General features: G+C 62.6%; 11 protein-coding genes and 2 tRNA genes. 8 read left to right on the top strand and 5 right to left on the bottom strand.

Annotation, left to right across the window (positions count from 1 at the left end):
- Window positions 1–305: 305 nt before the first annotated feature.
- Both P3T16_RS30765 and P3T16_RS30760 read right to left on the bottom strand, forming a co-directional pair.
- Window positions 306–647, bottom strand: coding sequence for a hypothetical protein (locus tag P3T16_RS30765; protein ID WP_429345107.1), 342 nt, complete (start codon window positions 645–647; stop codon window positions 306–308).
- 105 nt (window positions 648–752) lie between these two features.
- A complete protein-coding gene (locus tag P3T16_RS30760) occupies window positions 753–1,478 on the bottom strand; it encodes an MlaA family lipoprotein (protein WP_429345106.1) in 726 nt (241 codons plus the stop codon).
- 382 nt (window positions 1,479–1,860) lie between these two features.
- Here P3T16_RS30760 and P3T16_RS30755 point away from each other — a divergent pair, with 382 nt between their 5' ends.
- The 7 genes from P3T16_RS30755 to P3T16_RS30725 all read left to right on the top strand — a co-directional run bounded on the left by P3T16_RS30755 (window position 1,861) and on the right by P3T16_RS30725 (window position 11,106).
- On the top strand, window positions 1,861–3,363 hold the full coding sequence (locus P3T16_RS30755) for an efflux transporter outer membrane subunit (protein ID WP_429345105.1): 1,503 nt from the start codon (window positions 1,861–1,863) through the stop codon (window positions 3,361–3,363).
- Between the two features lie 6 nt (window positions 3,364–3,369).
- Entirely contained in the window at window positions 3,370–4,548 is a 1,179-nt protein-coding gene (locus P3T16_RS30750; RefSeq protein WP_429345104.1) for an efflux RND transporter periplasmic adaptor subunit, read from the top strand.
- Window positions 4,545–7,622: an efflux RND transporter permease subunit gene (locus tag P3T16_RS30745; RefSeq protein ID WP_429345103.1), complete on the top strand. Its 3,078-nt coding sequence runs from the start codon at window positions 4,545–4,547 to the stop codon at window positions 7,620–7,622. Before P3T16_RS30750 ends, P3T16_RS30745 begins: the two co-directional genes overlap by 4 nt.
- 195 nt (window positions 7,623–7,817) lie before the next feature.
- On the top strand, window positions 7,818–8,579 hold the full coding sequence (locus P3T16_RS30740; protein WP_429345102.1) for a MipA/OmpV family protein: 762 nt from the start codon (window positions 7,818–7,820) through the stop codon (window positions 8,577–8,579).
- A gap of 10 nt (window positions 8,580–8,589) precedes the next feature.
- Window positions 8,590–9,315 carry a response regulator transcription factor gene (locus tag P3T16_RS30735; protein WP_429345101.1) on the top strand — a complete coding sequence of 242 codons (726 nt, stop codon included), beginning with the start codon at window positions 8,590–8,592 and terminating at the stop codon, window positions 9,313–9,315.
- A gap of 99 nt (window positions 9,316–9,414) precedes the next feature.
- Complete coding sequence (locus P3T16_RS30730; RefSeq protein ID WP_429345100.1) at window positions 9,415–10,770, top strand: ATP-binding protein; 1,356 nt, start codon at window positions 9,415–9,417, stop codon at window positions 10,768–10,770.
- Between the two features lie 102 nt (window positions 10,771–10,872).
- The gene (locus P3T16_RS30725; protein ID WP_429345099.1) at window positions 10,873–11,106 is read left to right on the top strand and encodes a high-potential iron-sulfur protein; all 234 of its coding nucleotides are present in this window, start codon (window positions 10,873–10,875) and stop codon (window positions 11,104–11,106) included.
- Here the strand turns inward: P3T16_RS30725 and P3T16_RS30720 are convergent, their stop codons facing one another.
- The 3 genes from P3T16_RS30720 to P3T16_RS30710 form a co-directional block, all read right to left on the bottom strand.
- Window positions 11,107–11,319 carry an Arm DNA-binding domain-containing protein gene (locus tag P3T16_RS30720; RefSeq protein ID WP_429345098.1) on the bottom strand — a complete coding sequence of 71 codons (213 nt, stop codon included), beginning with the start codon at window positions 11,317–11,319 and terminating at the stop codon, window positions 11,107–11,109.
- Between the two features lie 142 nt (window positions 11,320–11,461).
- A tRNA-Leu gene (locus P3T16_RS30715) sits at window positions 11,462–11,546 on the bottom strand.
- Between the two features lie 196 nt (window positions 11,547–11,742).
- A tRNA-Leu gene (locus tag P3T16_RS30710) sits at window positions 11,743–11,829 on the bottom strand.
- A 270-nt stretch (window positions 11,830–12,099) separates the two neighbouring features.
- Between P3T16_RS30710 and rnr the strand changes: the two genes are divergently transcribed.
- Window positions 12,100–14,592 (top strand): ribonuclease R, encoded by a 2,493-nt coding sequence (gene rnr / locus P3T16_RS30705; RefSeq protein ID WP_429345097.1) that lies wholly within the window; start codon window positions 12,100–12,102, stop codon window positions 14,590–14,592.
- Window positions 14,593–14,732 lie beyond the last annotated feature (140 nt).

Raw genomic sequence — 14,732 nt, 5'->3', positions numbered from 1 at the left:
CGAGGGGCGGCGCGCAAGATATTCAGGGCCGGTTCGCTTCGTAAGTAGACAGGGTCTGTGGGTCATGGCCACCACCGTTCGCTCGCTCAATCGGCAAGCTTCGGCCAGAAACTAGATGCGCCGAGCGCCGCAACCAGCGGATAGGGGAGTAGCGCCAGGAGCCGCAGCAATCCGACCAGCAGACCGTACCCAAGCGTTTTCATGTTGCTTCCGTCTGTTGACTGACCAGCCCTGCTGAACTCGCGCTCTGGAACATGGGGCAGTTCAGGTTGTGCTGACTGCAGCAGGCGTTTTCGACACCGTAATCATTCGCCACAGCGAAAGCCGCGCAGTTCGAGGTGCAATTGGACGAGCCATGCACGCGGGCAGTCGCCGGCGATCAATGCCGGAAGATGCTCCTTTTGCGCGAGCCGAACCTTCTTTGCCTGCAAGGCCGAATAGAACGCTCGCCGCGCGTTCCAGCGCAGCAACAACACGACAAGCGATGCAAACACGAAGATGCCGCCCTGCCAGGGCAATGCGGGCGTACCGTCGTCGAGCAGGCCAAACAGCAGGGGGACCCCAACACAGGGAACCATGGCGATTGCGGTCGAAACAGAAAACAGCACGACATTTGCGCGCAGGGCTGTCGCGGTACTGCCTTTCATGGAGTGAGTTCCCGCTGCCTGATGACATTCATCTCATGTTGAACGCGCGTGGCTTACCCGACACTTACCGGAGCGTTACCAGATCGTCATGTGTCGGCGATGAATTCACTGAGATGCGGTGCCGGAGTAGTCGGGCAGCACGTTGGCATCTGCGGGCTTCGAAGACAGCTCGCGCCGTCTTTGCAGATACACGTCTCGTACGAACGAATACTGATCGATGGCTGCTTGCGAAAGCAGGTCTGAAGCGCCCAGCAGATCGGCGCGTTTGCTCACAAAGCGAGTGCCGGCCACTGATGCCTGGACGGCAACAGGTGCGGCCCCGAATGGGTTGAGCAGACCGCCGACGGCAATGTCGCTCACGTCCCGCACGCTGCTCGGGCCGAATAGCGGCACGACCAGATAGGGCCCAACCGGCACGCCGTAGTGGGCAAGTGTCAGGCCGAAATCCTGATGATGCTTCGGCAGCCCCGCGGGCGTCGCCCAGTCGATCAGGCCGCCAATGCCTAATGTCGAGTTGAACGCAAAGCGCATTACATCTTCTGTCGCGTCCGTCGCCTTGAGTTGCAGCAGATCGTTGGCGAAGTTGCCGATATCACCAAGGTTGGAGAAGAAGTTGCGAACGGCGGTTTGCACCGGCGTCGGCGTTACCTTCTCATACGCGGTCGCCACGGGTCTGGCCACGTAGGTATCGAGCTTGTCGTTGAACGAATAAACCGCGCGATTCATCGGTTCGAGCGGGTCGCCGGCGGTACGTCGGGAACCCGTCGCGCATCCGCATAAGACCAGCGTTGTCGCGACCAACGCCAGGCCACTCAAATCACGTTTGTTCATGCGCAGTCTCCCGGCAGGGGATTTGACGATTGGGCCTGCGATGCACGCGAGCGCGTCGCCGCAGCCAGTCGAATGGATGATGAAGCCGGAGGACTTACTGCTCACTTACCGCCGAACGGCTGCGCGCAGACACCATTGGACCCTGTGTGTTCTTGCCCTGTGCGGTAAGTGTCAGGTAAGTCACGCTGCGACACCATTGCTGCTGGTGCGGCGACATCCAGCTCATCGGTCGCACGATTGAGCGGGTTGAGCCCAGGTCGATTTACCGAACCCCGTCTGGATTTCTCAATGACTGACCCGCTTGATATCGAAGTGGCGACGGCTCTCTTTTTGCCTCGGGCCGTCCGCCTGTTTCCCGCGTCCACCAGGCGGAGCAGCACACATGCCGGGTAGGCGGCGGGTACGCCGCGATGCGGCAGCGGGATGGATAGGGTTTGCTTTCGCCGTCTGCGCAGGGCTGAACGCCTGCTCGGTGCAATCTGCTTATGTGCAGCCCGCGCTTCAGGTTCATCCAGCCTGGGCGAACCAGATGCATGACGCGTCGGCATCGTCGCCGCCTGAAGATAAATGGTGGACCGCGCTCGGTGACCCGGTGCTGGATGATTTGATTGAAGCGGCGTTCGACAGCAGCCCGTCGCTTGCGCTTGCCGCAGCGCATGTCGCCGAAGCGCGCGCGATGCTTGGCGCCCAGACCGCTCAAAGCCGCCCGCATGTGTCTTTCAACGCGAGCGTCGAGCGCGCCCGCGTTCAGGGCGGAGGCGGTGGCATTGGCGGAAGTACGGGAGGCGGTGGCAGCACAGTGGTGGGCTCGGCAGTGACGGGCGGCCCGACGTTCGCATGGGAGATCGATCTGTTCGGACGCCTTCGACTGGCACAGTCGGCTGCCAGCAGCCGGCTGGCCGCACGTACGGCAGACGCGGCGGCAGCGCGCCTCCTGCTCGCCGCCCAGGTAGCCGGCACCGTGACTTCGCTGCGTGCGTGCCGGGTGGTCCTGAACGTCAGACGCCACGACATCGAGTCGCAGCAACGCGACCTGGTGCTGACGCGTCAGCGTGTTGCATTGGGATTTGCCGCGCCGGTCGACGAAAGCCGCGCGCTGAGTTCACTTGCCGATGCGCAGACAAGCCTGATTGCCCAGGACGAACTATGCGTGCAGGACACGGACGCGCTGGTTCAACTGACCGGATTGTCTGCGGATGATCTTAACGCGCGTGCTGGCGCTGCCAGTCTCCTGCATGGACAGCGCAACGACGGTTCGTTCGCGTTTCGGGAAATGCCCGAAGCCGTGCTTGCGCTGCCTGCTAGCGTGCTCGCGAGCCATCCGGCCGTCATTGCCGCCGAGCACGAAATGGCGGCGACTTACGCGGAAATCGGCGTTGCGCGTGCCAACCGGCTGCCCGTTCTGAATCTGACGGCGGTGCTCAGTGGCAACTGGATCAGCGCGTCCGGGTCGACGTTGTCCTGGCTCGCGTGGTCACTGCTGCCCGCCGTTAGCGGACCGATCTTCGATGCCGGAGCGGGCTCGGCGTCTGTCGATGCCGCGAGCGCCCGTTACCTTGCCGCGCTCGCTACCTTGCGCGAAACCGTGCGGACCACCGCGCAGGACGTCGAAAACGCGCTGTCGGCGCAGGCGCATGCGCGCCAGCGGCTCACTGCGGCGGCGCACGCGCGCGATGCGGCTCAGGCGACGCTCGACGCGACCGAGTCGCAATGGCGTGCCGGCGCAGTCAGCCTGTTCGTGCTCGAGGACACGCGTCGCAAGCGCGAAGCGGCAGACGAAACCGCAGTCGATGCCGCGCGTGCGAGCGTGCAGGCCTGGGTCGACGTGATCCGCGCATCGGGCAACGCCGCGACTTTTGCCGCCTCGCATTCTCAACCGGATTGATCCACCATGCCGCAGTCATTCGCTACCCGAATCGTGGGCTTTCGCCGTCACGCTACGACCAGGCGGCGCGCCGTCGCCGCAGTCATCGTTCTTGTCCTGCTCGCGGCGCTGGGCGTTGCGGTCGCGCTTCGCTCCCGCCCATCTGGCACCGCCCATACGAGCGCCGCAAGCGCGCTAACGGTCGCACTCCTTACGCCGCGCCATGAGCACTGGACCCGATCGATCGATGTGTCCGGCGCAATCGCGCCATGGCAGGAAGCGTCGATCCGTGCCCTGGTGACCGGCGCGCGCCTCGCTGAAGTGCGCGTCGACGTCGGCGAAGTCGTGAAGCAGGGTCAGGTCCTGGCCCGCTACGACACGGCGATGCTTCGTGCCGAGGTCGCACAGATGGCCGCTGCACTTGCGCAGGCCGAGGCGAGCGCGCAGCAGGCGAGCACCAACGAAACCCGCGCGCTGCAGATGAAGGACAGCGGTGGCATCAGCAGGCAGGACCTGCTGCAATACCGCACGGCGGCCGCGGTGACGAAGGCGCAGGTCGAAGTCGCGCGTGCGCAGTTGCAGGTCCGCAAGCTCGACTTGCAGAACGCAAGCGTCGTCGCGCCCGACGACGGCACGATCAGCGCACGCGCGGCTACCCTCGGCTCTGTGACACCGGTCGGCGAGGAGTTGTTCCGGCTGATCCGGCAGGACCGGCTGCAATGGCGAGCCGAAGTGACGGCCGCCGAGGTCGCGGCTATCAAGCCCGGTTTGCAGGTCTTTATGACATTGCCGGACGGCAGCGAGGCGCGGGGCACCGTGCGCCGGATCGCGCCGTCACTCGATCCACAGTCGCGCGTCGCCATCGTCTATGCCGATCTGGAGCCCGGCTCCGATGCGCGCGCGGGCATGTACACGGGCGGGCGCATCGCGTCAGGCGAAAGCGATGCACTGGTGGTGCCGGCCTCCGCGCTCGCCATGCACGATGGGCGCAGCAATGTGGCTGTCGTCGTCGAGCGAGGCGGCGTGCAGCGGGTCACGCTGCGTGAAGTGCAGACAGGCCAGCGCGAGGGCACGCGGATCGAGATCGTGCGCGGACTGGCCGACACGGAACACATCGTTCGGGAAGGGGCCGCGTTACTAAACGACGGGGATGTCGTGACGCTTGCGCCGGCTTCGGTATCGACGGTCAGTGAGGTGCTGCAATGAACTTCGCCACGTGGTCGATTCACCACCGGATCCCGGTCATCGTGCTGTTCATCTTTCTGTCGCTGGCGGGACTGTGGGGTTTTCATCGATTACCCGTCCAGAACATGCCGGACCTCGATCTGCCTACCCTCAATGTCACGCTGACGCTGCCCGGTGCGGCGCCCGTCCAGCTCGAAGCCGACGTCGCCCGCAAGGCCGAAGACGCGCTCGCCACGCTGCAGGGCCTCAAGCACATCAATACGCACATTGTCGACGGACAGGTTCATATCCAGCTCAAGCTGATCATCGGCCGCAATCTATCCGATGCGCTGAACGAAGCAAAGGACGCACTCGACAGAATCCGCTCCGAATTGCCCGCCGATCTCGATCCACCGGTCGTGACGGCGGTCCGAAGCGATTCCGCACCGATCATGACGTTCGCGGTCGCTTCGTTCCGGCTCGACCACGAGCGCCTGTCGTGGTTCGTCGACGACACCGTCAGCAAGACGGTGCTCGCGGTTGCCGGGGTCGCGCAATTCGAGCGCGTCGGCGGCGTCACGCGAGAGGTGCAGGTGAAAGTCGATCCGGCCAGCCTGGCATCGGCGGGCGTGACGGCGGTCGATGTCTCACGCGCACTTCGTTCGATGCAGATGGATGCTTCAGGCGGCCGCGGGCGCTTCAGTGGCGGCGAACAGTCGATGCGCGTGCTCGGTACCGTGCCACAGGTGGCCGATCTCGCGCGCTATCCGATCGTTCTCGCCGATGGCCGCTCGATCAAACTCGATCAGGTCGCACGCGTCGACGACAGTTTCGCTGAGCCGACCCAGACCGCGATACTCGGCGAGAGGAAGGTCGTCGGGTTCAGAATCTACCGGGCTAAAGGTGCGGACGAGACACGCATCGCGACCGATGTCGAAGCGGCGCTCGACCGCCTTCACGCAGCAGACCCCACGTTCACATTCCAGCTGGTTTCCAGCGCCGTTGACTACACGAAAGAGCAGTACAAAGGGTCGATGGACATGCTCTACGAGGGCGCGCTGCTCGCCGTGCTGGTGGTGTGGTGGTTCCTGCGCGACGGCCGCGCGACGCTCGTGGCCGCTGCTGCGTTGCCGCTATCGATCCTGCCGGCCTTCGCCACCATGCAGTGGCTCGGCTATTCGTTGAACACACTGACGCTGCTGGCGCTGGCGGTCGTGATCGGCGTACTGGTCGACGACGCGATTGTGGAGATCGAGAACATCGAGCGGCATGTGCAGATGGGCAAGCCCATCCTCCAGGCCGCAACGGACGCCGTGACGGAGATCGCACTGCCGGTGATCGCGACGACCCTTACGCTGGTCGCGATCTTCCTGCCGACCGCTCAAATGTCGGGTGTCCCGGGCCTGTTCTTCAAGCAGTTCGGCTGGACGGCGGTGGTCGCCGTGCTGATGTCGTTGCTGGTCGCACGACTGCTCACACCGATGATGGCCGTTGCGATGCTCAGGAGCACGCCGTTTCATGGGCCGATTTGCGAGCGGGCGCCATCGCGACTGATGCAGCGTTATCTGCTCGTCGTGTGCTGGTGTCTTGCGCACCGAAAGACAGCGCTGGGATTGACCGTGGCGTTTCTTGCCGGCTCGGTTGCGCTGATTCCCCTGATTCCCAGCGGCTTCGTACCGGCGTCCGATCGCGGTTTCATCGTGGCCAATGTCGAGTTGCCGCCGGGTAGCGCGCTCGACGCGACGCTCGCTATCGAGCGTGATGCCCGCCGGGCGCTAGGTGGCATTTCCGGCATCGAGCGCATCTTCAGCGTCGCCGGCGGCAACGCGACGACGAGCTTCGATTCGGCGCAGACGGCCGGCGTTCGCTTCGGCACGATGACCCTGATGCTGGCGCCGCGACGCGCCCGGCCGTCGCAGGCGAAGATCGAGGCAATAGTCCGGCAACGCCTCTCTGCTGTTCCGGGTGCGCGGTTTTCCCTCGGTGACGGTGGACTCGGTGAGAAGCTCGAAATCATCCTGGCCAGCGACAACATACCGGCGCTGACCGGGAGTGCAGCACGGGTAGCGCGTGAGATGCGCGGTATTCGCGGACTGAGCAACGTGGCTTCGTCTGCGAGTATGGAGCGGCCCGAAATCGAGATCCGCCCCGATATGGCGCTTGCCGCTGAACGCGGCATCAGCACCGCGGCGATCGCCGAGACTGCACGCATCGCAACCACCGGAGACTTCGACGCACAGCTCGCAAGATTCAACCTCGACGACCGGCAGATCTTCCTGCGCGTGCAGCTTGGCAATCGCGAACTGGGACGCGTCAGTTCGGTGTCCGGTCTGCGCCTGAAGGGCCGTGACGGTCCCGTACCGCTCGGATCGGTGGCGAGCGTCTCAGTGGGAAGTGGGCCTGCGGAGCTTGCGCGCTTCGATCGCAAGCGCTTCGTCCTGGTGTCGGCCGATCTCGGCGCAACCGCGCTCGGCGAGGCGCTGACGTCGGTCAGGGCGCTGCCGTCCGTGCGCGCGTTGCCTGCCGACGTCGAACTTCTCGAAGACGGCGACGCCGATACCATGGCCGAACTGTCGTCCGGGTTTGTCTTTGCGATCGTGACAGGCATTCTCTGCGTTTACCTGTTGCTCGTCGTACTGTTCAAGGACTTTCTTCAGCCGCTCACGATCCTGTCCGCGCTGCCGCTGTCCCTCGGCGGCTCGTTCGTCATGCTGCTCGCAACCGGTAGCGAACTCGACGTGCCTTCGATGGTCGGTCTTGTCATGCTGCTGGGGATTGTCACGAAGAATTCCATCCTCCTGGTCGAATACACGATCCGCAATCTGCAACTGTCGCAGATACCGCTCGTCGAAGCGTTGGTCGATGCATGCGCGAAGCGCGCACGAGCAATCGTGATGACCACGGTCGCGATGACGGCGGGTATGCTGCCGATCGCGCTCGGCCTGGGCGCGGACGCAAGCTTCCGGCAGCCGATGGCCTTCGCAGTGATCGGCGGACTGTTGACCTCGACGGCGTTGAGCCTGCTGGTGGTACCCGTGGTGTTCTCTTACGTCGATGGATTCAGGCGTCGCGCTGCGCGTCTGTCAGGCCGCTTCACGCGACACAACGCGCGTTAGGCGACGGCCCAAGGGATTCGCGTCCTTGTGGTGCCCATGTCCTTCATCTCTCCGTTCAGCGTATTTTTGGGTAAGTAACGAGTAAGTCGTCCGGTCCTAAAGTCGATCCCGTCTCATCCATCCACTTCAGGAACGACTGTGAAAAAAACTTTTCGCCGTGAGCACCAGCTACTGCTGGCCGTTGCTTCAGCGTGCGTGTATTCGGGCGCGGCCTGGGCGGACGGTGTCAGCGCGGGACCGCCCGACACCGACGACTCGGGCTTCACCGTGTTGAGCAACGCCACGAATGTGACCCATTGGGGCCTGGGGGTCGGAGCGGGTATCGAGCAGGCACCCTACAAAGGTTATGGCACCAGATTCACACCGATCCCGCTGGTTTCCCTCGACAATAAATGGGTGCATGCTTTCGGCACGACGGTTGACCTGAAGATCGGCAAATGGAGCAACGTGAGCTTCGCACTGCGCGGCAAGTTCGCGATCGGCGACGGATACAAGCAGTCCGATGCGCCGATCCTGAACGGCATGCAGAACCGCAACGGCGCCTTCTGGTATGGCCCGGCGCTCGCCTGGCGGACCGCATTCGGCACTCTTTCCGGTGACTTCCTGGCTGGTGGCAACAAGGGCGAAATGGCGAGCATCGACTTCAGCAAGTCCTTCGACTACGGCAACCTTTCATTCGAGCCGCACGTCGGCGCCGAATGGCTGAGCAGCAAATATGTCGACTACTATTACGGCGTGCGAGCATCGGAGGTGCGGGCAGGGCGTCCTGCGTATTCAGGAAAGTCGACCTACGACATGTCGGTGGGCGCGCGTGTCGACTACAGGTTCACGCGCCATCAGATTGTGATTCTCGACGTCGGCGCGTCGCATCTTGGTAGCGGCATCACCGACAGCCCGCTGGTGGGCAAGAGGTTCATTCCGCAAGCCAAAATTGGCTACCTTTATCAATTCAATTGAGCGCAACGTCATGTCGCGAGTTGCACTGATCGAAGACCACGAGCGCCTCGCAAGCATGGTGCGTAAGGCGCTGACGGAAGCGGGAATCGAAGCCGATCACTTCCGCAACCTCTCCGAGGCGAACTACGGTGTGAGCCGTGCCGACTACGCGGTGCTGATCATCGACCGCGGAATGCCGGACGGAGATGGGCTCACCTTTCTGCGCGAATTGCGTGGCGCGGGCCAGATGACACCGTGCCTGATGCTGACGGCTCGCGATGCTCTGCACGACCGCGTGGACGGCCTCGAAAGCGGCGCCGACGACTACGTGACCAAGCCGTTCGCCATGAGCGAGCTGGTCGCGCGGGTCCGTACGCTGATGCGCCGGCCGCCGGCTCTGGAGGAACTGGTGCTGTCGTTCGCCGACCTCACGGTGGATCCGCAGCAACGCAGGATGGGCGGTAGTGCCCAGTCGGTACCGCTTGCGCCCGCCGAACTGCAGATCATGCTATGTCTCGTGAAGGCAGCGGGCGGCACGGTTCGGCATGCTGCACTCGAGCATGCTGCATGGGGCCTCGGCGACGCGGTGACGCCTAACGCGCTGGAAGTGACGGTCCACCGCCTGCGCAAGAAGCTGACGGCCATCGGCACGACCACGCGGCTTGCGAATATTCGCGGTGCGGGCTTCGCGCTGCAACCGGCCTCAGGACAGACTGGTTCGCATGACAACCCGGGTTCGACAAGGAGTGGCGCATGAAACCTTGCCGCGCTGCAGGCCGATACAAACCAACGCCAGGTAAATCGCTGACCAATTGCACGCCCGTTCCATCCACAGCCAACCTGTACGGTTCTCATCATGCTCAATCACTGGATTCGAAGTCTGTCCGCGCGGCTGTGGCTGACCAGCGTTGCTGCGCTTGCCCTCAGCCTGACCGTGCTGGCCAGTATGGTTATCTACGTGTTCAATCATTTTCCCGAGCAGACGCTCGGGCGGCATGAACAGCTTGAAAGCGTGACGGACATTGCAAACGGGCTCGTCTTCGACAGCGCTGGCCGTCCGGTTTCGGTACGGCTTCCAGAGGAGAGGGCGTGGCTTTTTGCGGCGGCACGCACTGAGCTCATGTACCGGCTGCTCGACAAGCGGGGCAATGTGCTGCTCGCGTCGGACAACGCCCGGGAGGGCGCGCCATGGGTGGCCGGCGATCTGGCCGAGGCCGTGGGCAAGACCGCGGACGTAACGATAGGCACCAAGGCATTCGGCATTGTGACGCTTCAGGTTCCGCACGGGGATTCGGTCTTCTATGCGCAGACCGCTACGAGCGCACGCCTCGTCGACGCGATGATCGGCGCGAAGGTCAAGCAGATTCCTGCGATCGTCAAAGTCACCATCCTGGTTGCGACGATCATCTTCGGACTGACGCTGACGATATCCGTGCATCGCGTACTCAAGCCACTGAGGGAAGCGTCAAAGGCCGCGGCATCGATCACGCCGCGCAATCTGACGATGCGTCTGTCGCTGCAGGGTATTCCCAGCGAAATCAAGCCACTGATCAACGCCTTCAACGATACGCTTGCCAGACTGGAGAATGGTTTCGCTGTCCAGCAGCAGTTTCTGGCGTCGGCCGCGCACGAGTTGCAGACGCCGCTTACGTTGATCCGTGGCCAGATCGAACTGCAACCCGAGATCGAGCACAAGGAACTGCTGTTTCGCGAGATTGACCTGATGGCCCGCCAGGTCCGACAGTTATTGCATCTGGCGGAGGTCAGCGAATCGCAGAACTACAGCTTTGGGGAGGTGAGCAGTGTCGATGTCGCACAGGACGTCGTGTCCTATCTGGAGCGCAAAGCTGATAAAAAGCAGGTGAAGCTTCAACTCGACGCGGCCGTTGTGCCGTCGCCGATCTGGGCAGACGGGAGTGCGCTCTTTATCTTGCTCAAGAATATCGTCGAGAACGCAATCAACGTTTCGCCGCCCAATAGCGTCGTATCGCTGACTGTGGACAACGTCTCGATTCAGGTTCGGGACGCGGGCCCTGGCATCAGGCAGGAATACCTTCCATTCCTTTTCAAAAGATTCTGGCGTGCACCTGATACAAAGCACGACGGCGCTGGCCTCGGACTGGCCATCTGCAAGGAGATCGCGATTGCTCACGAATGGCGGCTGACGGTGAGCAGCCTGCTGTCGGGCACGAGTTTTATCGTCTGGCTTTAGAAACCATGACAAGGCGGCAGGTCTTGTCGCCTGATGCACGCCACCGCGTGTATGCATACGTAAACAGTCGTCTTTCTTCCGATCAGATTTGGGAGTTGTGCAGTGAAATTCTCACGTCGCCACTGCATTTTGCAGATAGCATCACTCGTCGTCGCTTGCGTTCCACAAGCGGGTGCCTTTGCCGAAACGGGCTCGGTCTCTGAGCGCGACCTGACAGCGCGATGGCTCAACTACCGGGACGACGCAACATCTGTCGATGAAGCCGAGCATCCAAAGTACATAAAAGGGCAGGTTTGCGCGAATTGTCGGCACTATAAAGGTCTTGCTTCTGACTAGTCAGGTAACGAGCGTGATATCGGGGTAGGGGCCGAGGCTGAGGAAGTTCTCCTTGCCCGTGCTCGGTCGTCGATAGCGGAGCAGCCAGGTCTTGCTTCCATCCGGCCAGACGCGTAAGGCGAGCCCATTCCCATCCGTGAGCAGATAGGGGCGCTCGCGGGGCTTGGCAACACGAAACACCACTTCGGACTTGGGTTCGACGCGTTTGGGCATAGCCTGGCACCTCGATTCCGTGTATACGCAAGAATAGTCGATGTCAGTGGAACACAAGGGAACTGCAGATAACAAAAAACCCCGTAAGACGTTGATCTTACGGGGTTTCTCGGACTTCTTCGGCTTACGCCGGAACAACTGTTGGTGCCCAGGAGAGGACTCGAACCTCCACACCTTGCGGCGCATGGACCTGAACCATGTGCGTCTACCAATTCCGCCACCTGGGCACATCTCAAGCTAGATCGCTATTTTAACGGGTTGATGCACTGTGTCAATCAGAACGACACAATCAATTACAACCCGCTTTACTGCATCCGCCTTTAACCCTGAAACCCTGAATTAAACCGCTTCGAACGCGGCGTAAAACAGGCGAAAGGCTTTCACAAGAAAGAAAACCGCCCGAAGGCGGTTTTCTTTTGAATCTGGTGCCCAAGAGAGGACTCGAACCTCCACGGTGTTGCCACCGCCAGGACCTGAACCTGGTGCGTCTACCAATTCCGCCACCTGGGCAGGTGGGTGTGCAGCAAAGAACGCAATTATAGCGGGCCGAATAATCGTGTCAAGCATTTTGCGACAGCCCGGCGCGAACGCGGCAGCGCCTTGCCGCGCAAGGCTGCAAGGGCCGCGTGGCGCGCGAGACGGATGTTAGAATGCCCCGCAGAAGTTCGTTGGCACGGGGAACGCGCCCGCCGGGCAATCTGCACGAACCGCGTCAAGGCAGTGGCAACGCAGTAACTGGCATTGAATTGCAGGCGCAGCACAGAAGCGCATCATCGACCGATGTCCACGCAACGAGAAAAAATCATCGACAAGCCCTTGAGCAAATATCCGTATCCGATTCCGAGCCGCGAAGAAATTCTCGGCGTGCTGCGCACGAGCGAAACGCCGCTCGCCGCGAATGACATCGCTGAGGCACTGTCGATCAAGCGCCAGGAGCGCGAAGGTTTTTTCAAGCGCCTCGCGGCGATGGAGCGCGACGGGCAGATCCGTCTCGACCAGCGCGGCCACTATCAGCTGACCCATCCGTCAAACTTTGTCGCAGGCCGCGTCCAGGGCCATCGCGACGGCTACGGCTTTCTTGTCCGCGATGACGGTCAGGACGATCTGTTCCTGCCCACCGGCGAGATGCAGAAGGTCATGCATAACGACCGCGTGCTTGCGCGCATCGTCGGTTACGACCGGCGCGGCCGGCCCGAAGGTCATATCGTCGAGGTCACGGATCGCGCGAACCGTCGCGTGATCGGGCGTCTCCTGAACGAGAACGGCGCGCTGATCGTCGCGCCCGAAGACAAGCGTATCGGCCACGACATCCTGATCACGCAGAACACGAAGAAGGCGAAGGTCGGGCAGGTGGTGGTCGTCGAGCTGACGGATTTTCCGAGTCGTCACTCGCAGCCGCTTGGCCGCGTGGTCGAAGTGCTCGGCGACATCGACGATCCGGGCATGGAAATCGAAATCGCCGTGCGCAAGTACGGCGTACCGCACGAATTCAGCCAGGCCGCGCTCGATGATGCCGCGAAGCTGCCGGACGAAGTGCGTCCGTCGGACATCCGCCATCGCATGGATCTGCGCGATGTGCCGCTTGTCACGATCGACGGCGAAGACGCGCGCGACTTCGACGATGCCGTGTACTGCGAGCCGATCACGGTCGGCCGCGGCGAGGGCTTCCGCCTGATCGTCGCGATTGCGGACGTCTCGCATTACGTGCATCCGGATAGCGGCCTCGACGTCGATGCGATCGAGCGCAGTACGTCGGTGTATTTCCCGCGTCGCGTGATTCCGATGTTGCCGGAGAAGTTGTCGAACGGATTGTGTTCGCTGAATCCGCACGTCGATCGGTGCGTGCTGGTGTGCGATATGGTCATCACCGCGCGCGGCGAGATCAAGGCGTACCAGTTCTATCCGGGCGTGATGCATTCGGCTGCGCGCCTGACGTACACCGAAGTCGCCGCGGTGCTGACCAACACGAAGGGTCCTGAGGCGGCGCGCCGCGCGGCGCTGCTGCCGCAGCTGCAGAACCTGCATGGCGTGTACAAGTCGCTCTTCACCGCGCGCCAGAAGCGCGGCGCGATCGACTTCGATACGACCGAGACGTACATCGTGTGCAACGCGCAGGGCAAGATCGAGCAGATCGTGCCGCGCACCCGCAACGACGCGCACAAGCTGATCGAAGAGTGCATGCTGGCGGCGAACGTCTGCGCAGCCGACTTCATGAAGCGCAACAAGCACGCGGGTCTTTACCGCGTGCACGCCGGGCCGACTGCTGAAAAGCTCGAGAACCTGCGTACGTTCCTGCGCGGCATGGGTCTTTCGCTCGGCGGCGGCGACACGCCGCACGCAAGCGACTACGCCGCGTTGATGGCGCAGATCCGCGACCGGCCCGATGCCCAGATGCTCCAGACGATGCTGCTGCGATCGATGCAGCAGGCCGTCTACAGCCCGGACAATATCGGTCACTTCGGGCTTGCGTATGAGGCGTACGCGCACTTTACGAGCCCGATCCGTCGTTATCCGGATCTGCTGACGCACCGCGCGATCTACGCGGTCCTGCAGGGCCGCAAGTATCAGCCGGGCGCGCCGCATGGCGTCACGCTGAACACGGCGCTGTCGCCACGCGCACGGGCAATGCAGCAGGCCGACGACGAAAAGCGCAATCGCAACCGTTCGAACACCGCGATCTGGGAAGAGCTGGGTCTGCACTGCTCGGCGAACGAACGGCGCGCCGACGAAGCGTCGCGCGATGTCGAAGCATGGCTCAAGTGCTATTTCATGCGCGACAAGCTCGGCGAAGAGTACGGCGGCATGGTGAACGGCGTGACGTCGTTCGGTATTTTCGTGCAGCTCGATGCGCTCTTTATCGAAGGCCTCGTGCATGTGACCGAACTGGGCTCCGACTACTTCCAGTACGACGAGATCAAGAACGAACTGCGCGGTGAGCGTACGGGCATTCGCTACCGTCTGTCGGATCGCGTGCGGGTGCAGGTGAGCCGCGTCGATCTCGATGCACGCAAGATCGATTTCCGTCTGGTGCGCGATACGCCGATCAAGGCGCCGTCGAGCCGACCCGTGATCTCCGACAAGTCAGGTGCGGATGGCGGTCCGCGTGTGCGTTCGCTGCCGCCAGCCGAAGGTGGTCGTCGCAAGAAAGCCGCGCCCGCAGCGAGTGCGGCGGTGAAGGAAGCGCGCGATGCGCGCGGCGCGTCGAGAAAGCGCAGTGCTTCGTCATCGTCGGCGAAACCTGCATCGAAGACGCAGGCGCGCAAGAAGCGTTAAGGCGCGATCGACCTTTTGCGTAGCAGAAGGTCGATGCGCCGAAAGTAGTGTGCAGCGCGCAACGGGCTCATCATCGAATGCCGGTTGCGCGTTGTCTGTTTTTCCGGCTCCCGGTTACGGGTTACCGGTTTCCGTTTTTT

The sequence above is a fragment of the Paraburkholderia sp. GAS42 genome (assembly GCF_050436565.1).
Classification (GTDB): Bacteria; Pseudomonadota; Gammaproteobacteria; order Burkholderiales; family Burkholderiaceae; genus Paraburkholderia.
This window is presented reverse-complemented; position numbering and strand designations above follow the sequence as displayed.